The 26,288-nt window shown below is 70.6% G+C and carries 31 protein-coding genes; 15 read left to right on the forward strand and 16 right to left on the reverse strand.

The features are described 5' to 3' along the window. Positions 1 to 108 precede the first annotated feature (108 nt). The 3 genes from GWK16_RS13675 to GWK16_RS13685 all read left to right on the forward strand — a co-directional run bounded on the left by GWK16_RS13675 (position 109) and on the right by GWK16_RS13685 (position 3,111). On the forward strand, positions 109 to 1,062 hold the full coding sequence (locus GWK16_RS13675; protein WP_170054533.1) for a Gfo/Idh/MocA family protein: 954 nt from the start codon (positions 109 to 111) through the stop codon (positions 1,060 to 1,062). A 19-nt stretch (positions 1,063 to 1,081) separates the two neighbouring features. Continuing rightward, positions 1,082 to 2,149, forward strand: coding sequence for a ketopantoate reductase family protein (locus tag GWK16_RS13680; protein ID WP_170054534.1), 1,068 nt, complete (start codon positions 1,082 to 1,084; stop codon positions 2,147 to 2,149). Between the two features lie 188 nt (positions 2,150 to 2,337). Further along, a complete protein-coding gene (locus GWK16_RS13685) occupies positions 2,338 to 3,111 on the forward strand; it encodes an SDR family NAD(P)-dependent oxidoreductase (RefSeq protein ID WP_170054535.1) in 774 nt (257 codons plus the stop codon). A 110-nt stretch (positions 3,112 to 3,221) separates the two neighbouring features. On the opposite strand, the gene lpxB is transcribed toward GWK16_RS13685, so the two are convergent. The 3 genes from lpxB to GWK16_RS13700 are packed head-to-tail and all read right to left on the reverse strand — an operon-like array spanning position 3,222 to position 5,868. Next, entirely contained in the window at positions 3,222 to 4,376 is a 1,155-nt protein-coding gene (gene lpxB, locus GWK16_RS13690; RefSeq protein ID WP_170054536.1) for a lipid-A-disaccharide synthase, read from the reverse strand. Next, positions 4,373 to 5,272, reverse strand: a complete 900-nt coding sequence (locus GWK16_RS13695) for a nitrilase-related carbon-nitrogen hydrolase (protein WP_170054537.1) — start codon at positions 5,270 to 5,272, stop codon at positions 4,373 to 4,375. Before GWK16_RS13695 ends, lpxB begins: the two co-directional genes overlap by 4 nt. Further along, a complete protein-coding gene (locus GWK16_RS13700) occupies positions 5,269 to 5,868 on the reverse strand; it encodes a GNAT family N-acetyltransferase (RefSeq protein ID WP_170054538.1) in 600 nt (199 codons plus the stop codon). Before GWK16_RS13700 ends, GWK16_RS13695 begins: the two co-directional genes overlap by 4 nt. Positions 5,869 to 5,917: 49 nt before the next feature. On the opposite strand from GWK16_RS13700, the gene GWK16_RS13705 reads away from it, so the two are divergent. Continuing rightward, positions 5,918 to 6,172: a SemiSWEET family sugar transporter gene (locus GWK16_RS13705; RefSeq protein ID WP_170054539.1), complete on the forward strand. Its 255-nt coding sequence runs from the start codon at positions 5,918 to 5,920 to the stop codon at positions 6,170 to 6,172. A 3-nt stretch (positions 6,173 to 6,175) separates the two neighbouring features. On the opposite strand, the gene GWK16_RS13710 is transcribed toward GWK16_RS13705, so the two are convergent. From GWK16_RS13710 to hisI, 3 genes are all read right to left on the reverse strand, one after another. Next, positions 6,176 to 7,012, reverse strand: a complete 837-nt coding sequence (locus tag GWK16_RS13710) for a formylglycine-generating enzyme family protein (protein ID WP_170054540.1) — start codon at positions 7,010 to 7,012, stop codon at positions 6,176 to 6,178. A gap of 193 nt (positions 7,013 to 7,205) precedes the next feature. Continuing rightward, complete coding sequence (locus GWK16_RS13715; RefSeq protein ID WP_170054541.1) at positions 7,206 to 8,252, reverse strand: CobW family GTP-binding protein; 1,047 nt, start codon at positions 8,250 to 8,252, stop codon at positions 7,206 to 7,208. Then, positions 8,249 to 8,653: a phosphoribosyl-AMP cyclohydrolase gene (gene hisI, locus GWK16_RS13720; protein ID WP_211187402.1), complete on the reverse strand. Its 405-nt coding sequence runs from the start codon at positions 8,651 to 8,653 to the stop codon at positions 8,249 to 8,251. Before hisI ends, GWK16_RS13715 begins: the two co-directional genes overlap by 4 nt. A gap of 43 nt (positions 8,654 to 8,696) precedes the next feature. On the opposite strand from hisI, the gene GWK16_RS13725 reads away from it, so the two are divergent. The 5 genes from GWK16_RS13725 (at position 8,697) to GWK16_RS13745 (ending at position 10,906) form a co-directional block, all read left to right on the forward strand. Further along, a complete protein-coding gene (locus tag GWK16_RS13725; protein ID WP_248291373.1) occupies positions 8,697 to 9,164 on the forward strand; it encodes a Fur family transcriptional regulator in 468 nt (155 codons plus the stop codon). Between the two features lie 149 nt (positions 9,165 to 9,313). Next, positions 9,314 to 9,754 (forward strand): Rap1a/Tai family immunity protein, encoded by a 441-nt coding sequence (locus GWK16_RS13730; RefSeq protein WP_170054544.1) that lies wholly within the window; start codon positions 9,314 to 9,316, stop codon positions 9,752 to 9,754. A 17-nt stretch (positions 9,755 to 9,771) separates the two neighbouring features. After that, positions 9,772 to 10,005 carry a YMGG-like glycine zipper-containing protein gene (locus GWK16_RS13735; protein ID WP_170054545.1) on the forward strand — a complete coding sequence of 78 codons (234 nt, stop codon included), beginning with the start codon at positions 9,772 to 9,774 and terminating at the stop codon, positions 10,003 to 10,005. Between the two features lie 142 nt (positions 10,006 to 10,147). Further along, the gene (locus GWK16_RS13740) at positions 10,148 to 10,561 is read left to right on the forward strand and encodes a Rap1a/Tai family immunity protein (protein WP_170054546.1); all 414 of its coding nucleotides are present in this window, start codon (positions 10,148 to 10,150) and stop codon (positions 10,559 to 10,561) included. A gap of 12 nt (positions 10,562 to 10,573) precedes the next feature. Further along, the gene (locus GWK16_RS13745; RefSeq protein WP_248291374.1) at positions 10,574 to 10,906 is read left to right on the forward strand and encodes a glycine zipper domain-containing protein; all 333 of its coding nucleotides are present in this window, start codon (positions 10,574 to 10,576) and stop codon (positions 10,904 to 10,906) included. A gap of 47 nt (positions 10,907 to 10,953) precedes the next feature. On the opposite strand, the gene metC is transcribed toward GWK16_RS13745, so the two are convergent. Genes metC through GWK16_RS13765 form a run of 4 tightly spaced genes read right to left on the reverse strand, consistent with a single transcriptional unit; the run spans position 10,954 to position 14,368 of the window. Beyond that, positions 10,954 to 12,156, reverse strand: coding sequence for a cystathionine beta-lyase (gene metC, locus GWK16_RS13750; RefSeq protein ID WP_170054547.1), 1,203 nt, complete (start codon positions 12,154 to 12,156; stop codon positions 10,954 to 10,956). Beyond that, entirely contained in the window at positions 12,156 to 12,998 is an 843-nt protein-coding gene (locus GWK16_RS13755; protein WP_170054548.1) for a sulfurtransferase, read from the reverse strand. Before GWK16_RS13755 ends, metC begins: the two co-directional genes overlap by 1 nt. A gap of 5 nt (positions 12,999 to 13,003) precedes the next feature. Beyond that, entirely contained in the window at positions 13,004 to 13,726 is a 723-nt protein-coding gene (locus tag GWK16_RS13760; RefSeq protein ID WP_170054549.1) for an alanyl-tRNA editing protein, read from the reverse strand. Continuing rightward, complete coding sequence (locus GWK16_RS13765) at positions 13,727 to 14,368, reverse strand: NUDIX domain-containing protein (protein ID WP_170054550.1); 642 nt, start codon at positions 14,366 to 14,368, stop codon at positions 13,727 to 13,729. Between the two features lie 71 nt (positions 14,369 to 14,439). On the opposite strand from GWK16_RS13765, the gene GWK16_RS13770 reads away from it, so the two are divergent. Further along, positions 14,440 to 15,372 carry a DMT family transporter gene (locus tag GWK16_RS13770; RefSeq protein ID WP_170054551.1) on the forward strand — a complete coding sequence of 311 codons (933 nt, stop codon included), beginning with the start codon at positions 14,440 to 14,442 and terminating at the stop codon, positions 15,370 to 15,372. Positions 15,373 to 15,403: 31 nt separating this feature from the next. Here GWK16_RS13770 and GWK16_RS13775 read toward each other — a convergent pair whose 3' ends face one another. The 6 genes from GWK16_RS13775 to GWK16_RS13800 are packed head-to-tail and all read right to left on the reverse strand — an operon-like array spanning position 15,404 to position 19,154. Further along, the gene (locus GWK16_RS13775; RefSeq protein ID WP_170054552.1) at positions 15,404 to 15,895 is read right to left on the reverse strand and encodes a DUF2165 family protein; all 492 of its coding nucleotides are present in this window, start codon (positions 15,893 to 15,895) and stop codon (positions 15,404 to 15,406) included. Between the two features lie 5 nt (positions 15,896 to 15,900). Further along, a complete protein-coding gene (locus tag GWK16_RS13780) occupies positions 15,901 to 16,350 on the reverse strand; it encodes a GNAT family N-acetyltransferase (protein WP_170054553.1) in 450 nt (149 codons plus the stop codon). Next, the gene (locus GWK16_RS13785; protein ID WP_170054554.1) at positions 16,347 to 16,808 is read right to left on the reverse strand and encodes a hypothetical protein; all 462 of its coding nucleotides are present in this window, start codon (positions 16,806 to 16,808) and stop codon (positions 16,347 to 16,349) included. The genes GWK16_RS13780 and GWK16_RS13785 overlap by 4 nt, the downstream gene beginning before the upstream one ends. A gap of 9 nt (positions 16,809 to 16,817) precedes the next feature. Then, the gene (gene parA / locus GWK16_RS13790) at positions 16,818 to 17,441 is read right to left on the reverse strand and encodes a ParA family partition ATPase (RefSeq protein ID WP_170054555.1); all 624 of its coding nucleotides are present in this window, start codon (positions 17,439 to 17,441) and stop codon (positions 16,818 to 16,820) included. 55 nt (positions 17,442 to 17,496) lie between these two features. Beyond that, the gene (locus GWK16_RS13795) at positions 17,497 to 17,856 is read right to left on the reverse strand and encodes a cytochrome C-552 (protein ID WP_248291375.1); all 360 of its coding nucleotides are present in this window, start codon (positions 17,854 to 17,856) and stop codon (positions 17,497 to 17,499) included. Further along, positions 17,853 to 19,154: a sulfite oxidase gene (locus GWK16_RS13800; RefSeq protein ID WP_170054556.1), complete on the reverse strand. Its 1,302-nt coding sequence runs from the start codon at positions 19,152 to 19,154 to the stop codon at positions 17,853 to 17,855. Before GWK16_RS13800 ends, GWK16_RS13795 begins: the two co-directional genes overlap by 4 nt. Before the next feature lie 48 nt (positions 19,155 to 19,202). Between GWK16_RS13800 and GWK16_RS13805 the strand changes: the two genes are divergently transcribed. The 5 genes from GWK16_RS13805 to GWK16_RS13825 all read left to right on the forward strand — a co-directional run bounded on the left by GWK16_RS13805 (position 19,203) and on the right by GWK16_RS13825 (position 26,271). Beyond that, entirely contained in the window at positions 19,203 to 20,636 is a 1,434-nt protein-coding gene (locus tag GWK16_RS13805) for an NAD(P)H-hydrate dehydratase (protein ID WP_170054557.1), read from the forward strand. Between the two features lie 334 nt (positions 20,637 to 20,970). Then, on the forward strand, positions 20,971 to 21,345 hold the full coding sequence (locus GWK16_RS13810) for a hypothetical protein (RefSeq protein WP_170054558.1): 375 nt from the start codon (positions 20,971 to 20,973) through the stop codon (positions 21,343 to 21,345). A 140-nt stretch (positions 21,346 to 21,485) separates the two neighbouring features. Next, a complete protein-coding gene (locus GWK16_RS13815) occupies positions 21,486 to 22,910 on the forward strand; it encodes a malonyl-CoA decarboxylase (RefSeq protein WP_170054559.1) in 1,425 nt (474 codons plus the stop codon). 448 nt (positions 22,911 to 23,358) lie between these two features. Beyond that, on the forward strand, positions 23,359 to 25,743 hold the full coding sequence (locus GWK16_RS13820) for a 1-deoxy-D-xylulose-5-phosphate synthase N-terminal domain-containing protein (protein WP_170054560.1): 2,385 nt from the start codon (positions 23,359 to 23,361) through the stop codon (positions 25,741 to 25,743). Positions 25,744 to 25,848: 105 nt separating this feature from the next. Further along, the gene (locus GWK16_RS13825) at positions 25,849 to 26,271 is read left to right on the forward strand and encodes a YciI family protein (RefSeq protein ID WP_170054561.1); all 423 of its coding nucleotides are present in this window, start codon (positions 25,849 to 25,851) and stop codon (positions 26,269 to 26,271) included. Positions 26,272 to 26,288: the final 17 nt, after the last annotated feature.

Consider the following 26,288-nt stretch of genomic DNA (forward strand, 5'->3'; position numbering starts at 1 on the left):
CGGTACCCCAGTTCTAAGCGGGGCGGACAATGGCGAGGGGGGGCAGGGGATGCAACCCCGCTGTCCGGGCCGATTTCCATGCCAATGAGAAGGGTCTAGGACCGCGTCATGAGCGCCACCGATCCTCGACTCGCCCTCGGAATCCTCGGTGTCGGCCATTTCGGCCGGTTCCATGCCCTCAAGGCCGCGGCGAACCCGCGGGTCCGGCTCGCCGGGCTGCACGATGCCGACCAGGCCCGGGTCGCGGCCGTGGCCGCCGAGACCGGAACGATCCCCCTCGACGCCGCTGCCCTGGTCGCGGTCTCGGATGCCGTGATCATTGCCGCGCCGACCCGATTCCACTTCGCCCTGGCCGAGGCGGCGCTCTCCGCCGGCAAGCACGTCTTCATCGAGAAGCCCATCGCCGCGACGCTGGCCGAGGCCGATGCACTGATCGCATTGGCCACCGGCCGTGGGCGGGTGCTGCAGGTCGGTCATATCGAGCGGTTCTCGGCAGCCTTCCGGGCGGTGACCAGCGCGCCGGCCGGCGGTCAGGCGCTGTCCTGGGATGCCGTCCGCGCCGCGCCGTTCCGGCCGCGCAGCCTGGATGTCTCCGTCGTACTGGACCTGATGATCCACGATATCGACCTGGTCCTCGAACTCGCGGGCGGCGAGCCCGAGGCGATCGAGGCGGTCGGTTCCGCCGTGGCTTCGGACCATCCGGACTTTGCCGTGGCCCGGCTGCGCTTCGCCGGCGGCCGGGCGGCGGTGCTGACCGCCTCGCGCGTCTCCCTCGCCATGGAACGCCGCCTGCGCGTGCTCGGCACCGAAGGGGAGATGAGCGTCAACTTCCTCGACCGCTCGCTCGCGGTGCTGCGCCGTGGTGGCGCCGAGCCGGTCGCGACCATGCCGGGTTCGGGCATCGACCGCGCGACCTGGACCGACCATGACAGCCTGGAAGCCGAGCAGGCGGCCTTCGTCGCCGCCTGCCTGGACGGCGCGCCGGTTGTGGTGGACGGTGCCGCCGGCCGGCGCGCGCTGAAGGTCGCGCTGGCCGTGGAAGCCGCGATCCGCGCGGGCTGAGGGAAGGAAGCGAAAGAGTATGGACAAGCCACGCATCGCCATCGTCGGCGCCGGCGCGGTCGGCGGCTATGCCGGGGCCTACATGGCCCAGGCCGGATACGACGTGACCTTCATCGACCCCTGGCCCGAGCATGTCGAGGCGATGCGGAGCAAGGGCCTGACCATCGCCCATCTCAAGGACGTCCCGGAGTTCACCGTGCCGGTGAAGGCGATCCACCTCACCGAGCTGCAGTCCTTCGCGAAGCAGAAGCCGGTCGACATCGCCTTCGTCTGCATGAAGTCCTACGACACCGCCTGGGCGACGACGATGATCGCGCAGTATCTCGCGCCCGGCGGGTACGTCGTCTCCCTGCAGAACTGCATCAATGAGGAAGTGATCGCGGGCATCGTCGGCTGGGGCCGGGTGCTGGGCGCGATCGCCTCGCTGATCACGGTGGAACTGACGGGTCCGGGCCTGGTGAAGCGCGCCGCCGGCAAGTCGGGCGCGTCCCATACCGTCTACCGCGTGGGCGAGCCGCATGGCCGCGTCTCCCCGCGCGCCGAATACATCACCTCGCTGGTGGCGCTGTCGGATTCCGCGCTGACCACGACGAACCTCTGGGGCGAGCGCTGGTCGAAGCTCGTCGCCAACGTCATGGGCAACGGCATCGCCGCGGCGACCGGGATGGTCGCGAAGGACGCCACGGCCGACGATGCGATCCGCGCCTTCGCGGCACGCCTCGGCTCGGAGGCCATTCGCGTCGGCCAGTCCCTCGGCTACGACCTCGAGGAGATCCTGCACCTCGATCCCGAGATCATCGCCAAGGCGGGCGAGGGCGATGCCGCGGCCCGCGCGGCCTATGACGCGCAGCGCCTGGCGGACACGCAGAAGCCGGGCGGCGGTGCGCATCGTGCGTCGATGGGCCAGGACATGGTGAAGGGCCGGCGGACCGAGATCGAGTTCCTCAACGGCTTCGTCGTCGCCAAGGGCAAGGAAGTCGGCATCGACGCCCGCGCCAATGCCGCGCTGACCGAGATCGTGAAGCGCGTCGAGCGTGGCGAGGTCGCGCCGTCTCCGGATCTCATCCGCGGCCTGCGACTGAACTGACGCGGAGGGGGCTTTGCCCCCTCCGGACCTCCCCCACCAAAGGCCGTAGGGCCTTTGGAAACCATTACCTCGTGGCGGGTTGCAGAGGCCTTCCGGCCTTTGCCGGAGGGGCGGTGCCCCTCCGGTATTGCCAGCCTGACCGGCCGGCGCGACGTTCCCTCCAGGAACACTCAGGGGAAGGAAGCGCCATGACCAATCCGATGGCCCTCACGGGCCGCACCATCATCGTCACCGGTACCGGGCAGGGGATCGGCCGGGCCATCTCGGAACTCGTACTCGAACTCGGCGGCAACCTCGTCATGGTCGAGCGCAACCCGGAGACCTTCGCGGCCGTCTCCGGCGCGCTCGCCGGCGACCGGACGCTCGCCATCCAGGGCGACGTGACGGACGAGGTCGTTTGCGCCCGCATCGTCGATGACGCCGCGGCCCGCTTCGGCGCCGTGCACGGCCTGGTCAACAACGCCGGCATCACGCGGCCCGCGATGATCGAGAAGATGACCCTGCCGCAGTGGCAGGCCGTGATCGACGTGAACCTGACCGCCTGCCACCTGATGCAGCAGGCCGTGGGCCGGCACATGATCGCGCGCGCCAAGGCGGGCGAGCAGCGGCCCGGGGCGATCGTCAACATCTCCTCGACCGCCGGGAAGCGCGGATCGATCGGCCAGGTGAATTATTCGGCGGCGAAGTCCGGGCTCTACGGCATCACGATGACGGCGGCGCTGGAATGGGCGCGCTACGGCATCCGCGTGAACAGTGTCGGCTTCGGCACGGTCGAGACGCCGATGACCGAGACCATCCGTTCCGACCGGTTCCGGGACCGCACGCTGGCGCGCATCCCGCTGGGACGCATCGCCACGCCGAAGGAGGTGGCGCCGCTGATCTGCTTCCTGCTGTCCGAGGGCGCGTCCTTCATCACCGGGCAGAACTGGCTGGAGGACGGCGGGAGCCACATGCAACCGTGAAGGGCAGGGGGGAGAAGGGAACTTCTCCCCCCTGCACCCCCCTCAACCTTCGTTGGAACCAAGTATCCAAATAAGGGAGGGGGATCGGGGGAGGTTCTCCTCCCCCGACCTTATTCCTTGATCGCCTTCAGCACGGCCTCGGCCGCCGCATCCGACGGCAGCCCTTCCGGCGCGCGCAGCTTCCCCAGCGCCTCGGCGAACCCCGCGCGCTGCGCCTCTGCCACCGTAGGGTCGAGCATCGGCCGCAGCAGCGCCTCGGCCAGTGCCTCGGGCGTGCAGGCCTCCTGGATGCGTTCGGGCACCACCTCGCGCTCCGCCAGCAGGTTCACCAGTGAGGCATGCGGCACCTTCACCAGCCGCCGGACGATCGCCGCGGTGATGGGGTTCACGCGATAGGCGACGACATGCGGGATGCTCGCCACCGCCATCTCCAGCGACGAGGTGCCGGACTTGATCAGCCCCGCGCCGCCTGACCGCGCGACGGCGGCGAAGGCGTCGTGCTTGGCATCGTTGCCCTCGACGAGGATCGGGGCGGCGGGCCAGTCCGCGGCGACGCGGCGTACCGTCTCGGCGACGATCGGTGCCACGGGCACGACGGGACGCAGGCCGGGCAGCTTCTCCGAGGCGATGCGCAGCGCCGCGCCGAAGATCGGCAGCAGGCGCGATGCCTCCATGCGTCGGCTGCCGGGCATGACGATGATGGGGCGTTCCTCTCCGCGCAGGCCGTGCGCGGTGCGGAAGCGTTCCGCGTCGCCGGCATCCGCTCCGCTTTCCAGCACCGGATGGCCGACGAAGGTCACGGGTATGCCGGCGGCCTCGAAGAAGATCGGCTCGAAGGGCAGGAGGCAGAGGATGCGATCCACCTTCTCCTTCAGCTTCACCACGCGCCCCGGCCGCCAGGCCCAGACCTGGGGCGCGACGTAGTGCACGATCGGTACGCCGGTCGATCGGATCATCGCAGCGAGCCGCAGCGTGAAGCCCGGGCTGTCGATCGTCACCAGCACGGCGGGGCGCTTCGCCGTCACGTCCGCCGCAGCCTCGGCCAGCAGGCGCTTGAGGCGGAAGACCTTGGGCAGCACCTCGAGCAGCCCCATCAGCGCGAGCTCGCGATAGTCGAACAGGCTGGGGACGCCCTGCTCGGCCATGCGCGGCCCGCCGATGCCGGCGAAGTCGAGGTCCGGGCGCTTGCGGCGCAGCGCCGCGATCAGCCGCGCGCCGAGGACGTCGCCCGAGGCTTCGCCGGCGACGATGTAGACCAGCGTCATGCGAATGCCGCCGGCGTCGCCGGGCGGAAGGGGCGCGCGGGCCAGTCGCGGTGGTTGCGCACCTGGCCGTCGGCGCGCACCGCCGCAATCTTCGCCGGGTCGAGCCGGCAGAACACCCATTCCTCCTGGTCGAGCGCGCCGCGCGCCAGCACGCCGTCCTCCGGGAAGCCGCGATCCACCGGGCCGAAGACCGCCGCATGGCCGCGATTCACGTCGAGCGCGGCCGACCACGGGGCCGTGCCGACGGTCGGCGTGATGGCGACGTAGCACTGGTTCTCCATCGCCCGCGCCGCGGCGCCAACACGCACGCGGTTGAAGCCGTGCATGGAATCCGTGCAGGAGGGTGCCAGGATCGCCCAGGCGCCGGCCTCGACCTGCACCCGAACATGCTTGGGGAATTCCACGTCGTAGCAGACGGAGATGCCGATCCGCCCCCAGGGCGTGTCGAACACCTGCGGATCGCTGCCCTGCGAGACGCCCCAGCGCTCGGCCTCGAAGCGCGTCATGGCGCGCTTGTCCTGGAACGCGATACGGCCATCCGGGGCGATGAGCGGCGCGCGGTTCACCACGCGCCCGTCCTCGGCGGGCATCGGCAGCGTGCCGGGGATCAGCCAGACGCCGAGCCGCCGCGCGGCCTCGCGCATCGTCGCGAGAATGTCGGGCGCGGCCGCGACCATGGCCGCGAGCTCGGTCCGCTCGTCGGCGGCGTCACCGCCGGCCAGCGCGGCGCCGAGCTCGACGCAGGCATACTCCGGCAGCACGAGTAGGTCGGCCTGCGCCCGCCCGGCTTCGAGGCGCTGCTCGAGCGCGCGCCCGAAGGCCGCGACGCCTTCGGGGCGGCCGACACCGTATTGCAGTAGCCCGAGCCGCAGCGGCTTCGCCTCGGGCGTGCTCACAGCGGGTCCTTCACCCAGAAGCCGAGGGCGTGCGGCGTCTTGCGGTCGTCACCAACCTCCTGCCAGTCGAAGACCAGCGAAACGTCACCGCGGCGTTCGTAGCCGCGCTTACGCCAGAATGCGTCCAGCGGAACATACGCCTTCGGCCGGCGCGGATCGTTGTCATTGCGCGTGACGGAGCAGAAGGCTGCTGCCTGGAGGCCGAGCGCGCGGGCATGCGCCTCCCGCAACTCGAAGAACCGCACGCCGGCCCCGCGGCCACGATAGTCGGCCAACAGCACGCTCTCGCCGAAATAGCACCAGCGCGAGGGATCCAACCCACGGGACCGGAAGGCCTGCGGCACGACCTCCTCCGCTTCCGTCATCGGCTGGCATGTGGCGCAGCCGACCACCTGGTCCCCGTCGAAGGCGGCGATCAGCGCCGCGCCCGGGCTCTCGGCGAAGGCAACGAGGTAGGTCTCCTCGTAGGCGGGGTTGCCCTCATAGAGGTAGGGCCACTCCCGGAAGACGGCGATGCGCAGCCGCGCAAGGTCGGCCAGCCGATCGCGCAGCGCCGCACCGCGCAGCGTTTCGAAGCGGAGGTGGACAGGTTCCATGGCCCGATGCATAGGGGCGCCCCCGCCGCCGGGAAAGGGGGGAGGCATCATGAACCCCATCGAAGTCCTCGGCCTGGCCGCTGGTGCGCTCACCACGACAGCCTATCTGCCACAGGCCGTGCGCACGCTGCGCAGCGGCAGCGCGCGGGACCTCAGCCTCGCGATGCTGCTGCTGCTGATCACCGGCATCGTCCTGTGGCTCGCTTATGGGGCGCTGGCCGGATTGCCCGCCGTCGTCGCCGCGAATGCGGCGACGCTGCTGCTGACGCTGCCCATCCTGTGGGTGAAGCTGCGCCGCGGCTGAACCTCAGCGTTCGCGCACCAGGCGGAAGCCTGCGAAGTTGAATCGGTCCGTCGCATGCCCGCGCGCGCGGTTGCCGGCCCGGACATACCAGGGGAGATGGCTCCAGGACCCGCCCCGCATCATGCGGGTGGCGCAGTCCCCCGTGGTGCGGGTTGCGCCGTCGCTCGACTGTCCCGACAGGTCCGGATTGAGGCAGTCCATCGTCCACTGCCAGACATTGCCGAGCATGTCGTAGAGCCCGAACGGGTTGGGCCGGAAGCTGCCGACGGGCGCGGTGTAGACGAAGCCGTCGTTGCAGCGGAACGAGAATTGCGGCCGCCGGTCGAGGTTCAGCGCCGAGGCGAGGGTGAGGTCCGCGACATTGGCGAACTGGCAGGCCTGCGAATTCGCATCGCCCCAGAAGCGCGCTCCCGTGGTCCCCGCCCGTGCCGCATACTCCCACTCCGCCTCGCTCGGCAGGCGGTAGACATGCCCGGTCCGGCGCGAGAGCCACTCGGCATAGGCGTTGGCATCCTCCCAGCTCACGCAGACGACGGGGTGATTGTCGGCCTGCGAGAATCCCGGGTCGCGCCAGTTCAGGCCGGCCCGCTCGAGGTATTCGTAGGAGGAGCCGTTGTTCGAGAATGCCCAGCAGCTGCTGCCCGGCGCATAGCCGGTGGCGGCGACGAAGGCCGCGAACTCGCCGCGGGTCACCGGACGCGCCGCCATCGCCAGCCCCGGGGCGATGGTGACGCGCGTCTGCGGCGAGGAGCGTCCGCGGACATCGACGGGAACGGTCTCCCGTTCCTCCTCGCCGGCGGGCACGCCCATGGTGAAGGTGCCGCGCGGCAGCATCACCATCTCGGGGCAGTCCTGGCAGTCCCGGACGGTGGGCGGGGTCGGGGTGGCCGGCGCCTGCGCCCCCGCAGGCAAGGAACACAGAAGCAGCGCGAGCAGGACAAATCCTCTCCCGATCCCGATCCTTCCGTCGTGCATGGCGTCCTTGGGCATATCACGGCTCCGATACTACACGAGTATGTGTAGTTTCTCGTTGTCAGCGCCCGGATTCCCGCCCGGTTTCGGCGGCCTCTCGCGCGGATGTGACGAATGACACGAGTCCGGCCTCCACCACCTCGCGCGGGAGGTTGCGCAGGACGAAGGTGATTCTCGACCGTCGGTCGTGACCCGGGGGCCATGTCGCCAGCATGGCGGGTGGATGGAAGACGTGCTGCACGCCATGGATGGCGACGGGCCGGTCCTTGCCCTCCAGGTTCAGCAGACCCTTCACCCGCAGCACGCTGTCCCCCCGGGTGACGGCCAGCATCTCGAGCCAGGTCGCCACGCCCTGCCAGGGCAGGGGCTCGTCGAAGACGAGGCCGAAGGCGTGGATCGCGGCGTCGTGGCGGTTCGGGTCGTGGTGGTGATGATGATGATGGTGCCCGCGCGCCGCCTCGGCCGTGAGCCAGGTCGCGACCTCGGGGATGCGGCCTTCGGCCGTGAAGCCGCCGAGGCCGAGCAGCGTCGCCGGCGCAATCGCCCCGGCAACGGCGCGCAACACGGGCGCGACCGGATTCAACCCCGCGAGCCGCGCCTCAAGCGCCGCCACATCGGCCGGATCCGACAGGTCGGTCTTGGTCAGCACGATGCGATCGGCCATGGCGGCCTGCTTCACGGCTTCGGCCTGGGTGTCGAGCGTGGCCTGGCCTGCCACCGCATCGACCAGCGTCACCACCCCGTCGAGGGCGTAGACCGACAGGACGACCGGATCGGACATCAGCGTCTGCAGGATCGGCGCGGGATCGGCGAGGCCGGTCGTCTCGACCACCACGCGCGTGAGCACCCGGCCGTCCTGGGCCCGCGCCGCGAGGTCGCGCAGCGCCCGCACCAGGTCGCCGCGGACCGTGCAGCACAGGCACCCCGCGTTCAGCAGGACGGTGTCCTCGTCCAGACGCTCGACCAGCAGGTGATCGAGGCCGATCTCGCCGAACTCGTTGATCAGCACGGCCGTGCCGGCCATCTCCGGCGCCTTGAGCAGCCGGTTCAGCAACGTCGTCTTCCCGGCGCCGAGGAAGCCCGTCAGCACCGTGACCGGGATCTTCATGCGCCGTAGAGCGCCTTGGGATCGACCTCGGGTTCGGCGATGGTCGCGAGCTCCTCGCCCCGGATCGCCCGGAAGAAGCAGTTGTGCCGCCCGGTGTGGCAGGCGACGCCCGTCTGGTCGACCAGCGCGAGCAGCGTGTCCCCGTCGCAATCGACCCGAAGGTCCACCAGCCGCTGCACCTGGCCGGAGGTCTCCCCCTTGCGCCACAGCGCCTGGCGCGAGCGGGACCAGTAGCACACGCGCCCGGTCGCCAGCGTCTCGGCCACCGCCTCGGCGTTCATCCAGGCCATCATCAGGACCTCGCCCGTGTCGTGCTGCTGGGCGATGCAGGCGACGAGGCCGTTGGCGTCGAAGCGGACGGCGTCGAGGAAACGCGCCGCGGCGGTTGCGGTGGTGCTCATGGCGTCACGATATAGTATCACGCGACGTGAACGGGAAACGCGCATGACCGCGACCATCAGCCGGGAACAGCAACTGAACGAGGCCGAAGCGGCCTGCCTGCGCCGCGGAGCCAAGCTCACGCCGCTGCGCCGCCAGGTGCTGGACCTGATCCTGGCCTCGGATTCGCCTGTCGGTGCCTATGCGCTGCTCGACCGCCTGAAGGCCGACCGGCCCGGGGCGGCGCCGCCCACCGTCTACCGCGCTCTCGACTTCCTGCTGGAGCATGGGCTGATCCACAAGGTGGAGCGGCTGAACGCCTTCATCGGCTGCACCGAGTCCGGTCACGGCCATGGGCACGACCATGATCACCCGCACCAGTTCCTGATCTGCCGCCGCTGCGGCGCGACGGTCGAGATCGCCGACCATGCGGTCGCCGACGCGATTGCCGCTGCGGCCACGCGCGCGGGCTTCACGGCCGTCGAGGCCACCGTCGAGATCGAGGGCATCTGCGCCCGCTGCGGCACGGCCTGACTTGGCGGGACGTCCCGCCAGTGCGACCGGTGTCCCGGAAACTTGCGCTTCGTCATTGTGGTGGCGCGCGACGCCCGGCAGGCTGCGGTCGTGACCTCGACACGACCAGCGGCCATGGGGCCGCGGCAAAGGAGGAGGAAGGCACACACATGATGTCCCCGACCATCACACGGACGATCCGGGGCGCCGGCCTGGCCGTCGCGCTCGCCGTTGCCGGCGCCGCGACCCCGGCGCTTGCGCAAGGCCAGGCCGCCGGCGGCGCGCCCGCGGCCTTCACCACGGCCGACCTCGCCCGGCTGTGCGGCCCGGCGGCCGATGACGCGAATGCGATGGCGCTGCGCCCGGCCTGCTACGCCGCGCTCGTGTCCATCGGCCAGGTGCATTCGCTCTACACCTCGGGTCGCAACGCGCAGCGCCCGATCTTCTGCCTGCCGGAACAGCCGCCGACGCTCGACGTGGTCTCGGCCGCCTTCGTGTCCTGGGCCGCGGCGAACCAGCAGTATTCCACGACCCGCGCGGCGGAAGGCGTCCTGCGCTTCGCGGCCCAGACCTATCCGTGCCCGGCCGCCCCGGCCGGTCGCCGCCGCTGAGCGAGGAGGAGACCATCATGACCACCCGTAAGCCTCTCCGCCTCGGCGCGGTTCTTGTTCTCGGCCTCGGCCTCGCCGGTTGCGCCGGCATGACCGAGAACCAGCGCGCGACCGCCACCGGCGCCGGCATCGGTGCCCTTGGCGGTGCCGCGCTCGGCTCGCTCTCCGGCAACGCCGGCTGGGGTGCGCTGATCGGCGCCGGCGTCGGCGGCGTCTCGGGCTACGCGATCAGCAACAGCCGCCAGCGCTGATCACGACAGGGCCGCCCGCCCGGTGCGGGCGGCCCACTGCCTTGCACGTTGCGAGTCCGGCCCGAAGCGTTCGACATTGACGGGGCGCGTCGAGTCGCCAGCGAGGGCGGCGAGCTTCGCGCGACGCAAGGAAATGACAGACATGCGCTTCAAGACATTCCTCTCGGCGGCGGCCCTGCTGGCCGCGGGGCCGGCCTTCGCCCAGGCGCCGCCGGCCGCGCGCGGGTCCCACACCGCGACGGTGGCCGAACTCGCCGCGCTCTGCGCCACGCCGCAGACGGATGCGAACTTCGCCAGCGCCGATGGGCTGTGCCGCGGCTTCATCGCCGGCTTCGCGCAGTACCATGCCGTCATGACGCAGCCCGGCACGCGGCATCGCCCGCTGTTCTGCGTGCCCGACCCGGCGCCGACCGGCGCGCAGGCCGGCGCCGCCTTCGCCGCCTGGGCGCGCAGCAATCCGCAGGTGTCGAACGAACTCGCGGTGGATGGCCTCGCCCGCTGGTTCATCGCCACCTATCCCTGCCCGCAGCCGCCCGCGCGGCGCCTGGCGCGCTGAGACGGAGACCGCATGATGCGCAAGATCGCCATTCTTCCCGCCGCGGCCCTCGTCATCGGCCTTGGCGGCTGCTCGGACGGCAGCATGACGCAGGGCGGGCGTGACGTGCTCGCCGGCGGCGCCGTCGGTGCGCTCGCGGGCGCGGCCATCGGGTCCTTCACCGCCCAGGCGGGCGTCGGCGCGCTGATCGGCGCCGGCGCCGGCGTGGTGGGCGGCTACCTGTGGCACCAGCACGAGATCGCCGAGCGCCAGGCGGCCGAACGCCGCCAGCAACAGCTCAACGCGGCCTATGAGCGCGGCTACAGCCAGGGCCAGCAGTCGCGCCGCACGACGACCGGCAACTGATGCGGGGAAGGGCGGGCGGCCCGCGGACCGCCCGCCCGCCCGCCCGGTCACTTCGGCAGGGTCGCGAGCCCGTGCTCGAGATCCGCGATCAGGTCCGCCACATCTTCGAGCCCGATGTGGATGCGGACCGTGAAGCCACCGAGGTCCGGGCTCGTCGCCGTGCGGGTGATGAAGCCCGTGGTCGGCAGGGCGAGGCTCTCATATCCGCCCCAGGACGCGCCGATGCCGAACAGCGCCAGGCTGTCGATGAAGCGGAAGATCTCCGCTTCCGTGTAGCGCGGCTGGAAGACCACGCCGAACAGGCTGCAGGACCCCGTGAAGTCGCGCTTGAACAACGCGTGCTGCGGGTGGGACGGCAGGCCCGGATGCAGCACGCGCTGCACCTCCGGCCGGCTTTCGAACCAGCGCGCGACGGCCAGCCCGCTCTGTTCCTGCTGCTTGAGGCGCACGGCCATGGTCCGCGCACCGCGCAGCGCGAGCCAGCAATCGTCGGGGGCGGCGAAATGTCCCATCTGGCTCGCCGCACCGCGGACGATGGCGAAGTCCTCCTCGGTGTTCGTGGTGATCGAACCGAGCAGCACGTCCGAATGCCCGCCGACATACTTCGTCAGCGCCTGGATGGAGACGTCCACGCCGTGCTTGAACGGCATGAAGTGATGGATGCCCCAGGTGTTGTCCATCAGCACCTTCGCACCGCGCGCATGGGCGACGCGGGCGAGGGCCGGGACGTCCTGCAGCTCGAAGGTGTGGCTGCCCGGGCTCTCGGTGTAGACGACCTTGGTGTTGGGCTTCATCAGCGCGGCGATGCCGGCCTCGTCGATCGCCGGGGCGTAGAAGGTCGTCTCGACGCCGTAGGCTGCGAGCAGGCCGTTCGCGATGTTGCGCCCGGGGCCATAGACGCTGTCGGGCATCAGGCAGTGGTCGCCGGCCTTGAGATAGGCCATCAGCGGCACCGTGACGGCTGCGAGGCCGGTGCCGACCAGCGTGCAGCGCGTGCCGCCCTCGATGTCGCAGATGACGTCCTCGAGCGCGTAATGCGTCGGCCCGCCCTGCGTGCCGTAGGTCATGACGCGGTTGTAGCGATCCTTGGCGAAGGACCGGCGGCTCTCGCAATCCGGATGCAGCACGGTCGATCCGCGATGCACCGCCGGGTTCACGAAGCCATGGGCATGCGTGCCGGCGCGGCCGGCGTGGGACATCTGCGTCGCGAAGCGGTAGTCGTGACGCGGCTTGGAAACGTCGTCGGGCATCAGGCGCTCTTTTCCTTGGTTGTTTCCGGGCGCGAGGCCCATTCGGTCCAGGAGCCGTCATAGACGGCCGGTTCAGGCAATCCGGCGCGCACCATCCCGAAGGCGATGACGCAGGCGGTGACGCCCGAGCCGCAGGAGGTCACGACCGGCTTTCCGCCCGTCGCGCCCGCCGCGGCGAAGATGGCGCGCAGCGTCGCCGCGTCCTTCATCTTCCCGTCGGGTCCGGACATCTCGGTGGCCGGCACGTTGCCCGCCCCCGGCATGTGCCCGGAGGGCAGGCCCACGCGCGGTTCCGGCGCGGCGCCGTCGAAGCGACCCTTGGCGCGTGCATCGAGGATCAGCGCCGAGCCGTCGGCGACGATCCGCTTGATGTCGCCGATGCCCTTCAGCATCGCGGCGCGGAAGTCGGGGATGAAGGTCGCGGGTGCCGGGGCGGGGGCGTCGCCGGTCTCGACCGCGCGGCCGTCCTTCTTCCAGGCCGGCAGGCCGCCATCGAGCACCGCGACCTTGTCGTGGCCGAACAGCCGCATCATCCACCAGCCGCGCGGCGAGGATCGCAGCCCATGCTGGTCGTAGAACACGACCCGCGTGTCGTTGGACACGCCGAGCGCACCCATCATCCGCGCGAACTTCGCCGGCATCGGCACCATGTGCGGCAGATCGGTCTCGTCATCGGCGATGACGTCGATGTCGAACATCCGCGCGCCCGGGATATGCGCGGCGCGGAAGCCGTCATGCTTGTTGCCGGCCTCGTTCGGCAGGTAGGTCGAGCAGTCGAAGACGACCAGGTCCGGCTTGCCGAGTTCCCCGGCCAGCCATTCGGTCGATACCAGCATCTCCATCGGCGTCATTCCCCCGCAAGCACCAGCGTCACCCGCCGGTTCGCCTTGCCCTTGTTCTCGATCTTCGCAACCTCGACGCGGCCGATCTCCCCGGTGCGGCGCACATGGGTGCCGCCGCAGGGCTGGTAGTCGACCGGCGCCGCCGGATCCCCGATACGTACCAGGCGGATGCGCCCCGAGCCGCGCGGCGGCTGCACCGACAGGGTGCGCACCAGGCCCGGATTGGCGTCGAGCTCGGCCTCGGTGATCCAGGTCTCGCTGACCGGATGGTCCGCCGTGATCAGCGCGTTCAGGCCTTCCGTCAGGCTTTCCTTGGTCGGCGGATCCGGCAGGTCGAAGTCGAGGCGCGACTTGTCCGCCCCGATCTGCCCGCCCGTGACGCCCGCGCCCGGGATCAGGCTGCACAGCAGGTGCAGCGAGGTGTGCATGCGCATCAGCCGGTGCCGCCGCGCCCAGTCCAGCACCGCGGCGACCTCGGTGCCGACCGGCGGCAGCGCGGCCTCGGGCGCGGGGAGGTGCAGCACGGTGTCCTCGGGGCCCTTCAGCGTGTCGGCGACTACCATCTCGCCGCCCGTCCAGCGCAGCGCGCCGACATCGCCCGGCTGGCCGCCGGCGCGGGCGTAGAAATTCGTGCGGTCGAGCACGACGCCCTCGGGCGCGGCAGAGACGACGCGGGCGGTGATCTCGCGCGCATAGGCATCGTCACGGAAGACGAGTTCGGTCGGCATTCAGGCAGTCCAGTCCTTGAGCATCGCCGCGCGGCGGCGCGCGAAGGCCGAAAGGCACAGCGCGCCGGTGGCGTTGCAGATGCGGTTGTCGTCGAGCATCGCCAGCGCCTCATCGACCGGCAGCACGGACAGGCGGATGTCCTCGTGCTCGTGCTCGAGCCCGTGGTGCCCGACCACGCCCGTTTCCGGCAGGCGCACGCGCGCGAGGAAGAGGCTGATCGTCTCGTCGCAGCCGCCCTGGGTCAGGATGTAGCGGCCGAGCGGGACGACGCGGTCGGGCTCGAGGCCCGTCTCCTCATGCAGTTCGCGGCGCACGGCCTCGACCGGGTCCTCCCCGTCCTCGAGCAGCCCGGCGGGGCATTCCACCATCACCGGCGGCAGGCCGGCGGCGAGCGCGGGGAGGCGGAACTGCTCGATCAGCGCGACGCGGTCCGACCAGGGGTCCCAGGGCAGCACGGCCACCGCCGCGCCGCGGCGCAGCAATTCCCAGGTCTGCACCCCGCCTTCGCCGCCGTCGAAGCGACGCTTGCGGAAACGGATGCGCTGCACGGGGAAGCGGCCGTCCCAGACCACCTCCTCCGAGAGCACCGTCACGTCGCGATGCGCCGGGATCGGCTTCGCCTTCGGGTGTCTGGCGTTCATGCGGGCCGGACCCTACCCTTGGCCGCCCGGCCCGTCCATGCACCGGGGCGCAGGGGAGGGCAGCAGCCAGGATGGAGAAGGCCAGCAGCGGCACGCGCGGGAGCGCCCCCGCCGATCCGCAGGCGCGCACCCGCGCCCAGCGCCGCGCGATCGTCCTCGTCCTGCTGGCGACTGCGGCCTTCTCACTGGCCGCGGCCTGCGCGAAGACCATCGGCGCCGGCATACCGGTCGCCGAGGTCATCCTGTTCCGCAACCTGTTCGCCATTCCCGCGCTGCTGCCGGTGGTGCTGGCGAGCGGCGGGCTCGCCGCGCTCGCCACCCGCAACCCCATGAGCCACGCCGCGCGCACGGTCTTCGGCATGATGGGCATGGTCGGCGCCTTCTACGGCTACGTCCATCTGCCGATCGCGACGGTCACCGCGCTCGGCTTCACCATGCCGTTGTTCCTGACCGTGCTGTCGGTGCCGCTCCTCGGGGAATCGGTCGGCTGGCGGCGTGGCCTGGCGGTCCTGGTCGGCTTCGCCGGCGTGCTGATGATGGTCCGCCCCGGCGGCGCGGCCATGGAAGGCGAGGGGCTCGCCATCACGCTCTGCCTGCTGGGATCGGTCGGCTGGGCGCTGGCGATGATCACCATCCGGCGCATGGGCGAGGCGGGGGAAAGCTCCGTCGCCATCGTCTTCTGGTTCGCGGTGGGGTCCGCGGTGCTGGCAGGGATCGCCGCGCTGCCCGGCTGGGTCTGGCCCAGCCTGACCGAATGGGCGCTGCTGCTCGGGATCGGGCTGATCTCGGCCCTCGCGCAGGTGGTGATGACGACGGCCTACCGCACCGGCGAGACGACGCTGCTCGCGCCCTTCGAATACGCGGCGATCATCTGGACCACCGCACTCGGCGCCTTCGTCTGGGCGGAACTGCCCGACGGATGGGACTTCGCGGGGATCGCCGTGCTGGTGGGCGCAGGCATCTATATCTGGCACCGTGAAGTCACGCTCGGCGTGAAGCGGTAAGGGGCTCCATCGCGCGTGTTGCCCGGGGCCGCTATCCGGTCTCGGCGGGCGACAGGTGCAGCAGGGCGATGCCGATGAAGGTCAGGAACATCGCCGCATTCGCCTGACCGTTCCATTCTCGCGACTGCCACATCGAGAACCACTCGCCTGCGACGACGAGGAAGCCGAAGCCGTACAGGACCGCGCCCATCGTCAGGCCCAGGATCGCCGGCCCGCGCGCCGCATTCCAAGCCGCGCCCGGGCCGCCCCGTGCACCCCACAGCCGGCCGACCCCGACCCATAGGAACACGGCGGTGCCGACCTGCCAGGCGATGATGGCCGCGTAGGCTGCGTGATGGGCCCAGGGGGCCGTCACCGCCCGCCACATCACTCCGGGCGAGCGGAAGGTCGTATCCATCGACAGCACATGCTGCACGAAGGCGAAATTGGTGCCGTAGTCCGTGATGTTGCCGAAGGCGATCAGGCTGAAGAAGGCTGCGAGCGAAGCAGTCAGTGCGATGCGGGACAGGCGCAGCGCACTCATCGTCCCTACAGCGCCTTGCGGAACCAGACCCGCGCATGGCCCGCGGGCATCCCCTCCAGCCGACCGAACTCGACATATCCGTTCGTTTGCCAGAAGCCCGGCGCCTGGAAGGAGAAGGTGTCGGTATAGGCGTTGGTGCAGCCGCGCTCGCGCGCGATCGCCTCGGCCCGCTTCAGCAGGTCGGCGCCGACGCCCTGGCCCCGCAGGTCGGGGCTGAGCCACAGCCAGTCGATGAACAGCCAGCCCCAGAAGGTCAGGCCGAGCAACCCGCCCAGCGTCTTGCCCTCGGCGTCCTGGACCAGCAGCGTCACCGGCTCGCGGTCGTAGGGCCCGCCCATCGCCTGGTTGAAGTCGTGCAGGCCGCGCTGGATGGCGCCGACCGCCTCGAATTCCGGCGCGGCATCCTCGACGATCTCGATGCCCTCGAGGCGGGGCTTGCGGGTCCGCACGCTCATCCGCCGAACCGTCCCCAGGCGGCGACGGCGACGGTCAGCACGCCGATTCCGAGATTGAGGGTCACGCCGAGCCGGATGCGGTTCATCGCCGCCACGGCGTCCGCCGTCCGCCCTTCCGCGATGGCCCCGCGCATCGCCTTCCACGGCACCATCGTGACGTAGAGGAAGACGCCCGTCATCACGATGCCGGTCAGGTTCATCAGGTGCACGTGCCAGATGCTGGCGCCGAATCCCCAGTAGGTCAGGCCGAAGATGGCCCAGCCGGTCAGCAGGATGATCGGCACCACATGCCACAGCACGCGGAAGAAGCGCCGGAAGACGTCCTGCATCAGCGCGAGGCGCTGGGGGCCTTCGAGCACCCCGTGCGCGGCCGGGCGCAGCACAAGGACCGCGAACGCCATGCCGCCCACCCAGAGGACGGCGCCGAGCACGTGCAGGACATAGAGAATCGTCGCCATGCGAACGCCCTACGCGCCCCGCAGCGCGGCGGCAAGGGCGCGCATCTCCTCGGCCGCGACACCCTTCGGTGCCGCCTCCACCGCGCCGAGCCCCGCCATGAAAGCCTGCGCAAAGGCGGTCCGGTTGCCGATGGTGGCTCCGGCGAGCGGCAGGCCACGGTCGCGGATCGCCGCCGTCACGCTGTCCAGCAGGCGGCCCGAGGCCGGCGCGCGGTTCAGCACCAGCAGCACCTTGCGCCCTTCCTTCTTCGCCAGGTCCAGCGTCGCATCCATCGACCACAGGTCGGCGGCCGAGGGCTGGAGCGGCACGAGCACCAGATCGGAGGAGCGGATCGCGACCCGCGCATCGGTATCGTCGTGCGGGGCGGTGTCGAGCAGCACGACGTCGCTGTCCCGCCGCAAGCGGTCGAGAATCCCTGGCACGCGCCAGCCCGACGGGGCCTCGAAGTGCAGCGGGCGTGCCTTGGCGGAGCGGCCGCGCAGTTCGTCCCAGCGGGACAGGCTGTGCTGGGGGTCGACGTCGAGCAAGGCCACCCGCTGCCCCTGTTCGGCATAGGCGGTGGCGAGGTTCGCGGCGATGGTCGACTTGCCGGCGCCACCCTTGCGCTGCGCGACCGCGATGACGAAGGCCATGTGCGACTCCGGTTACGGCGGCGCAGCATACCAGGGTGCTGCCCTGGCGGGCCGGTCAGTCGAGGAAGGGGTTTCGCCCGCCCCGCGTCCGCGGCCCGTAATGCTGCGCGAGATAGTTGACGATGGTCTCGCGGAACTCGCCCTCGAGCGGGTTCATGCCCTGCTTCTCCGCCATCCAGTCCATCAGGTCGTCCCAGCGCTCGCGGGAGAAGGCGCTCCGGCGGATCAGCGCCGTGTTGTGGCAGGCGGTGCAGTAGGCAAAGGTTTCGGATCGGCCTTCGCCTTCGGCCAGTACGGTTTCCTCTTCCTCCGGAGGAGAGAACCCCGCCTGGCCCGGCGGGTTCCCTTGGGCGAGCGCCACCGCCACGACACCCGCGGCCAGCATCGCGGCGATGGTCGGGACCTTTCCCCTCATCCGACGAGGACCGCCGCGCGGCCGATGGCGTTGGCGCCATAGCCCTGCGGGTTCCAGTTGGCGGCAGCGTGGGGCTGCATCCGGCCCTCGCTGTCGGTCGCGCGGTGCCAGATCTCGAAATAGCCATCCGAAGGCAGGCGCACGCTGCCGGTCCAGACCTGCCAGGCGTGGCGGTTGGCCGGTGCGCCGACCTGGACGGGCTGCCAGCTCGCCCCGAAATCGACCGAGACATCCACCGCGCGGACCGTGAGGTCGCCTGCCCAGGCCTTGCCGCGCAACGGAACCTCTCGGGTGCCGGTGGGCAAGCGCGTTCCGTGCGCGAGATTCGTGAGGATCGAGCGCACCGGCATGCTCTCGAGGTCGGTGAAGTCCGCCCCGTTGTTGCGGCTTCCGGGCACGATCGGGCGTACCGGAACACGATAGGAGGTGCCGCCCATCCCGCGCCCGCGATGCGGTTCGGCAAGCACCTCGATGCGCGTGAACCATTTCTGGCTGAGGCTGCCGGGCCAGCCCGGGACGATGAGACGGACCGGGGCGCCGTTGATGTGGGGGATCGCCTGACCGTTCATGCGGAAGGCGATCAGCGTGTCCTCGTCCATCGCCTTGGCGATCCGCATGCCGCGGCTGATCGCCTCGCCCTGGGCCGAGAGGTGGCTGTCGGCGCCATGATGGCCCGTGAAGCGGGCCGTGTCGCGGATGCCGGCCGCGCGAAGGACGTCGCGCAGCCGGACGCCCGTCCATTCCGCGCAGGAGATCGCCCCGTTGCCCCACTGGTTGCCGGAGGTCTGCGGAGCGAAGGCGGATCGGCCATTGCCGCCGCATTCCATCTGGAGCCGGCGCGTGACCACCTCGAACCGCCCTTCGAGCTCGCCGAGGGTCAGTTCCAGCGGCGTCGCCACCTCGCCCGTCACGGCGATCTTCCAGCTGCGCGGGTCGCCGGCGGCGGCTTCGGGGATCTGGCCGTTGTTGCGGATGAAGACCTTGTCGGCCGGGGTGACGTCGTCATCCAGCAAGTGCTCGGGCGTCTCGGCGACCAGCGGCCGCTCGCCCAGCACGATCAACGGCGCCTTGCCGTCCATCTGCAGGAGCTGCGGTCCGCCCTGGCCCTGCGCCAGCGCAGCCGGCAGCAGCCCGGACGGCATCCGGCCCGCGAAGGGAATGCCGGCGCCGAGGGCCGTTCCCATGGCGGCCAGGGCGGCACCCTTGAGGCTTCCACGCCGTCCCCAGGCCAGCGCATCCGCGCGTTCGGGGTCATCGCGATACAGTTCCTGAAGCGAGCGTTCCCGGCCGGTGGTCATGCTGTTCCCTCCCTGGCTTGATTCGGCGCGTCCGAGCATTCTGCATGGATGCGCGATCCTGCAAGTCCGCTCGCCCTTCTGACGCCTGACGAGATGGCGCGCGCGGATGCCGCGGCGATTGCCCGGGGCGTGGCGGGCGATCGCCTGATGGAGGCCGCCGGCCGCGCGGTGGCCCGCGCCGCCCAGAGGCGCTTCCGGCCCTGCCGGACCCTGGTGCTGGCCGGGCCTGGCAACAATGGCGGGGACGGCTACGTGGCTGCGCGCCATCTCGAACAGGCCGGCTGGCCGGTGTCCGTCGCGGCGTTGGCGCCGCCCCGCGCTGGCAGCGACGCCGCCGCCGCCGCCGCGCGGTGGCGCGGACCGATGGCCGACTTTGCCCCGCATGAAGCCGCCCGGGCCGGCCTCGTGGTCGATGCCGTGTTCGGCGCTGGGCTGACGCGGCCGATCGGCACCGAGGTTGAAAGGGTGCTCGCGGCCTCCGGCGGGCCGATCCTGGCGGTCGACGTGCCTTCGGGCCTCGATGGCGCGACCGGGGAGGGCAGGGGTGCGGTCGCTCGCGCGGCCGTGACGGTGACGTTCTTCCGGCTCAAGCCCGGCCACCTGCTGATGCCCGGACGGTCGCTATGCGGTGAGACCGTGCTCGCGGATATCGGCCTGCCGGCCGAGGTGCTCGGGGACATCCGGCCCAGGTGCTGGCAGGCCGCGCCCGGCCTGTGGCGCCTGCCGGACCATGGGCCGTCCGCGCACAAGTACAGCCGGGGGCACGTTACGATCCTGGCCGGGACGGGCATGACCGGGGCGGCACGGCTCGCCGCCGCCGGCGCGCGGCGAAGCGGTGCAGGGCTGGTGACGCTGCTCGCCCCGGACCGCGCCGTGGCCGGCCTGCTCAGGACCGGGGAGCCGGGCGTCATCGTCAGCGAGGAACCGCTCGAACGGGTGCTGGCCGACGAACGGCGTCGTGTCTGGGTGGTGGGTCCGGGCTTGCCGGCCGGGCCCGCGGCGCTCGACGCGGTGGCGGCCATCCGCGACGCGGGCCGCCTCGTCGTGGCGGATGCCGGAGCTCTTGGGGCCGCCGCCGGACATCCGGAGGCTCTCGCTGGCTGCGCCGTGCTGACACCACATGAGGGGGAGTTCGTGCGGCTCTTCGGCCCGGTGCCGGGCGATCGCCTGAAAGCCGTTCGGCGGGCCGCCGCGAGCCTTGGGTCGGTGGTGCTGCTGAAGGGGCCCGATACGGTCGTCGCTGCGCCGGACGGTCGGACCGCGGTCAATGCGCATGCGCCGGCGACCCTGGGGACCGGGGGGACCGGCGATGTGCTGGCCGGAATGATCGCGGCGCTGCTGGCCCAGGGGATGCCGGCCTTCGAGGCGGCGGCAGCAGCGGCCTGGGTCCACGGGGAGGCGGCGTTGCGCTGCGGACCCGGCCTGCTGGCTGAGGATCTGCCGGATCGGATCCCGGCGGCCCTGGCTGCGGCCACCCGGTGATGATGTGTTTTTGAATCAGTAGTTTATACGATATTTCTAAATGAATTTGTAAGAAACTTGGCGGTGAGGCTGCAACCATTCCGGGTGGCTATATTCACGCCGGTGTGAGTCGGCCGCTGGTCGCGTCCCCAGGTCGCCCACGCCGCTGCTGTACATCCCATGGGCGTGTCCCGCGCCGCACAACCACCTCCGCGGGAACTACATCTTGGTCACGGGCAGACCATCTCCCTACCACATGATGATCTGAAAAACGAGACTCTCGAAATTGACGCAAGCCGTTGATTTCACGACTCAGTTGCTCATACGTTAACGCATCCTTGAGCAGGGGGCCTCAATGAGCAGCAACCTCATCACCGCGCTCCACCAGGAAGAGCGGTCCATTATCGCCGAACTTCGCGCATCGCGGCTCTTCCAGCGTCTGGAAGGCGTACGGAAGTTGTTGTCGCTGTATGATGCGCAACCTTCGGTCACCACGGGCATCGACGGCCTGGCCGAAGGGGAACGCGCTCCCGCGGCAGCCGCGCCTCTCCGTATGGTGCAGCCGCAGGCGGCGCCGGTGATGGGCTCTCAGCCCATTCCGATGCCAGGGCCGGCGGACGTCGTGTCGCATGAGCCCGTCCGGGCGCAGGCGGCTGGCGAGACCGCCGCCGAGGCAGGCAGCGTCGTGTCGAGCGTTCGTGCCGCGCTTCTGGGGATCGGCAAGCCCTGACGCCTCCCGGCGCATCAGTGAACGGGCAGGCCGTGCACCGGGGGGCGCACGGCCTGTTTGCTTTCAGCTTCCTGCGAGTGGTGCTTTCACTTCACGGGATGTGTCGCTAGATTTCAGGCGAGACACGACCGGGGGTGTGCATGTCTGATGTCGCAATCCAAGCCGGCCTGATCGACCGTGCGCTGAGGCGGGTCTCGACCCTGTGGCGCGACATGGCGGCGGTGGTCGGCGTTGGCGACCAGGCGGATGCCGACCTGTCCTCCCGGCTCAGGGATTGCCTGGAAGGCCGCGGTGGCGAGATTTCCGCGCGGGCGCGCGCGGCCGGCCTGGCCGAGACCTACCGGACCCTCGATCCGGCGGGTCGCACCGAGTTCCTCCGGGCGCTCGCCGCCTTCGATTCCGATGCCGACGCCGTCGGCAAGGCGATGGAGAAGGTCGGTGCTGCCAGTGATGCCGCGGAGCGTGCCGTCGCGACGGCACGCCTGCGCCGGGCGCTGGAACCGCCGCGGATCCGGCTGCTGACGGCGGTTGCCGCCATTCCTGATGGCGTGAAGTTCCTGGTCGACCTGCGCGCCGACCTGCTGGCCCGGCAGGATGGGGACAAGCTGCTCCAGGCGCTCGAGACGGACCTCAAGGGGCTGCTCGCGTCCTGGTTCGACGTTGCCTTCCTCGAACTACGCCACATCGACTGGCGCTCTCCGGCCGTCATCCTCGAGAAGCTGGTGGAATACGAGGCGGTGCATCGCATCCGCACCTGGCGGGACCTCAAGAACCGCTTGGACTCCGATCGGCGCTGCTACGCCTTCTTCCATCCCCGCATGCCCGAGGAGCCGCTGATCTTCGTCGAGGTCGCGCTGGTCCAGGGCATGTCGGACAGCGTCCAGCGGCTGCTCGACGAGAAGGCGCCGGTGCTCGACCCGCGCCAGGCCGATACGGCGGTCTTCTACTCCATCAACAACTGCCAGCGTGGGCTGGACGGCATCTCCTTCGGCAACTTCCTGATCAAGCGTGTGGTCGGGGTGTTGTCGGACGAAATGCGCAATATCAAGCAGTTTTGCACGCTTTCTCCCATTCCAGGTTACCGGAAGTGGCTCGATGCCGCCCTGGCTGCCGGGGAGATCGCGCTCACCGAGGAGGAACGGAAGGCGCTGCGCGCTCTCGCGCCCCTGCTGCCGCCGCCGTCTGAAGATGCCCCCGAGCCGGACGAGGCGGCGATCCTGCGCAGCCTGCTCGCCCGTCGCCCGCCTTGGCGGGAGGAGGGGACGCAGAAGGTGCTGGAACCGCTGCTCTCGCGCCTCTGCGCCCGCTACCTGTTGAAGGAGGAAGCACCGCGCCGCCCGGGCCGCGCCCGCGACCCGGTTGCCCATTTCCACCTGTCCAACGGCGCGCGGATCGAACGCGTGAACTGGAAGGCCGACATCTCCGAGAACGGCCTGCGGCAGTCCCACGGCCTGATGGTCAACTATCTCTACGATCCCGAACGGATCGAGGACCACCACGAGGCCTATGTCGGCGAAGGGCGCCGTGCGGCGTCGACGGCGATCCGCAAGCTCGCCAAGGCCTAGGCGCAGGACTGCATGATCGCCCGCTCCGGCGGGTAAGCTGCCACCGCTGGCCGGCGATGACGCCGTCATGGCCGATGCCGGTCTGCAAGTGGTGGCTGCGCATCGAGCTCGGCAGGGACGGGGCCGCGACCGCGCCTCGCGCCCGTGGTGCTGCCGATGCCGGCGGAATGCTGCGTTGCACATGGCAGATGCGCGAGTGCTGCGCGCGGCCACGGCCTTTGGCGACCGGGTGTGCGACCTTTGGCGTGCTCGCAACGGAAACCCGGCATGGTCGCTCTCGCCCGGTTCCTGCTGATCCTGGCGATGACGCTTGCCCGCATGCACGGGCTGGCCTGCGGCGCCGCCCCGCCCGTGCGGGTGCGCCGGCGGCCCTGATCGCCGCGGCCTTCTCCCGCCCCGATCCAGGCCCCATAGTCAATGGGGAGCGAAGGGTCGGGGGAGTCCGGGTATGACCGCAGAGGGCAAGTCGCGCCGCCAGGACACGCCCGATGCCGCGCGCCGGGTGGAAATCCTTCACGCGCTGGAACGCAAGCTGCTCTGGCTCTCGGCCTGGATGATCCACCACGCCAACCACATCCGGCCCAATCGCGACGGGCTGAAGGTGGGCGGGCACCAGGCCTCCTGCGCCTCCTCGGTCTCGATCCTCGCCGCACTCTATTTCGGCATCCTGCGACCGGCCGACCGCGTGGCGGTGAAGCCCCATGCCGGACCGGTCTTCCACGCCATCAACTACCTTCTGGGTCGCCAGCAGCGCGAGAAGCTCGAGACGCTGCGTCAGTTCGGCGGCATCCAGCCCTATCCCTCTCGGGTCAAGGACGGGCCGGAGGTCGATTTCTCCACGGGCTCGGTCGGCCTCGGCGTGGCGCTCGCCTCCTTCGGCTCGCTCGTGCAGGACTACGTCCACCTGCACAACCTCGCGCCCGAGGGCGTGCCGCCCGGCCGCCATGTGGCCGTAGTGGGCGATGCGGAACTCGACGAGGGCAACATCTACGAGGCCCTGCTCGAAGGCTGGAAGCACGACATCCGCAATGTCTGGTGGGTGGTCGACTACAACCGCCAGTCCCTCGACAGCGTCGTCCCCGACCGGCTCTTCGGCCGCATCGAGGGCCTGTTCCGCGACATGGGCTGGAACGTCGTCACGCTGAAATACGGGCGGAAACTCGAGGCCGCCTTCGCGCGCCCGGACGGGGATCAGCTCCGCCGCTGGATCGACGATTGCCCGAACAGCCTCTATGCGGCGCTGACCTTCCAGGGCGGGGCGGCGTGGCGCGCCGCGCTGCTCGCCGAGCTCGGCCGGGTCGACGGCATCCGCGCCATCATCGACCCGCTGACCGACGACGAGCTTGCGGCGCTGATGAACAACCTCGGCGGCCATGACATCGAGACGCTGACCGAGGCCTTCCACGCCCAGGACGCCGAGGGCGACCAGCCCACCTGCTTCATCGCCTACACGGTCAAGGGCATGGGCCTGCCCTTCGCGGGGCACAAGGACAATCACGCCGGGCTGATGACCAAGGAGCAGATGGAGGGCTTCCGCCAGTCGCTCGGCATCCGCTCCGGCCATGAATGGGACCCCTTCGAGGGCCTGGGCATCCCCGAGGCGGAGCTGCGGGACTTCCTGGCCTCCGTTCCCTTCGCGAAGACGCTGAGGCCGGGCGGGCGCTCGCTCGCCTCGCCCACGATCCATGTGCCCGCCGCCTTCGCCCCGCCGCGGGTGGGCGAAGGGCGGAAACTCTCCACCCAGCAGGCCTTCGGCGAGATCCTTGCCGAGATCGGGCGCGGGCAGGGCGAATTCGCCGACCTCGCGAAGCGCATCGTCACCACCAGCCCCGACGTGACCGTCAGCACCAATCTCGGGCCCTGGGTGAACCGCCGCGGCATCTTCGACCGGCACAAGAAGAACGACGTCTTCCGCGACGCGAAGCTGGCATCCGCGCAGCGCTGGGGCATGTCGCCCGAGGGCCAGCATGTCGAGCTCGGCATCGCGGAGCAGAACCTGTTCCTGGTGCTGGCCGGGCTGGGGCTGGCGGATCGGCTCTACGGCGCGCGGCTGCTGCCGATCGGCACGGTCTACGATCCCTTCGTCAACCGCGGCCTCGATGCGCTGATCTATGCCTGCTACCAGGATGCGCGGTTCCTGCTGGTCTCCACGCCCTCGGGCCTGACGCTGGCGCCGGAAGGGGGGCAGCACCAATCCGTCAACACGCCGCTGATCGGCATGGCGGCGGACCGGCTGGCCTCCTTCGAGCCGGCCCATGCCGACGAGCTCGCCATCCTGCTGCGCCACGCCTTCGACCACATGCAGAAGCCGGACGGTTCGGCCGTGTGGTTGCGGCTTTCGACGCGGGGGCTCGAGCAGCCGCCGCGGACGCTCGATCCGGCGGCGGTCATCGCCGGCGCGCATTGGGTCGTGCCGCCGGGGCAGGGGGCGCGGATCGCCATCGCCTACCAGGGCGCGCTCGCGCCCGAGGCGGTCGCCGCCTTCGAGGAGTTGCGGAGCGAGGAACCCATGGCGGGCCTGCTCGCCATCACGAGCCCTGACCGGCTGCATGCCGACTGGCTCGCGGTGCGGCGGCAGGTGCGGGGCGGCGTGCGGGCGGGCTCGCATATCGAACGCATCCTGGCCCCGCTCGCACCCGGCGCGGCGCTGGTCACGGTGCTGGACGGGCACCCGGCGGCCCATGCCTGGCTGGGGGCGGTGCGCGGGCAGCGCGTCGTGCCATTGGGGGTCGACCGTTTCGGCCAGGCAGGCGACATCCCGGATCTCTATCGGGAATACGGGCTCGACAGCGACGCCATCCTCGACGCCTGCGCCGAAGCGCTGCTGGGCTGACAGCCGCCGCGAACTTTTTTCGTCCGCCCTGTCGATTCCGCCGCCCGACATTCGTCGCATCGGCAGGAGGGTCGATGGGGCCTTCCGCGATCGAGGAGAACGACGATGCGTGTGATGGTGATGGTCAAGGCGACGGCCGACAGCGAGGCGGGCGCCATGCCCACGACCGAGCTCCTGCAGGCGATGACCAGCTTCAACGACGAACTCGTGAAGGCCGGGGTGATGCTGGCGGGCGAGGGGCTTCGCCCGTCCTCGCAGGGCAAGCGCGTCGCCTTCGACGGGCCTCGGCGGGCCGTGATCGATGGTCCCTTCGCCGAGACGCGCGAACTGGTCGCGGGCTTCTGGCTGTGGGAAGTCAAGGACATGGCCGAGGCCGTGGAATGGGTGAAGCGCTGCCCCAATCCGATGCCCGGCCCGAGCGAGATCGAGATCCGGCCCGTTGTGGAGGCCGGCGATTTCGGTGAGGCCATGACCGAGGAACTCGGCGAGCAGATCCAGCGCCTGAGGGAGCAGACCGCCGGCCGCTGACCGGCGGCGGCTTGCCG

This window comes from Neoroseomonas marina, from assembly GCF_012927745.1.
Classification (GTDB): Bacteria; Pseudomonadota; Alphaproteobacteria; order Acetobacterales; family Acetobacteraceae; genus Neoroseomonas; species Neoroseomonas marina.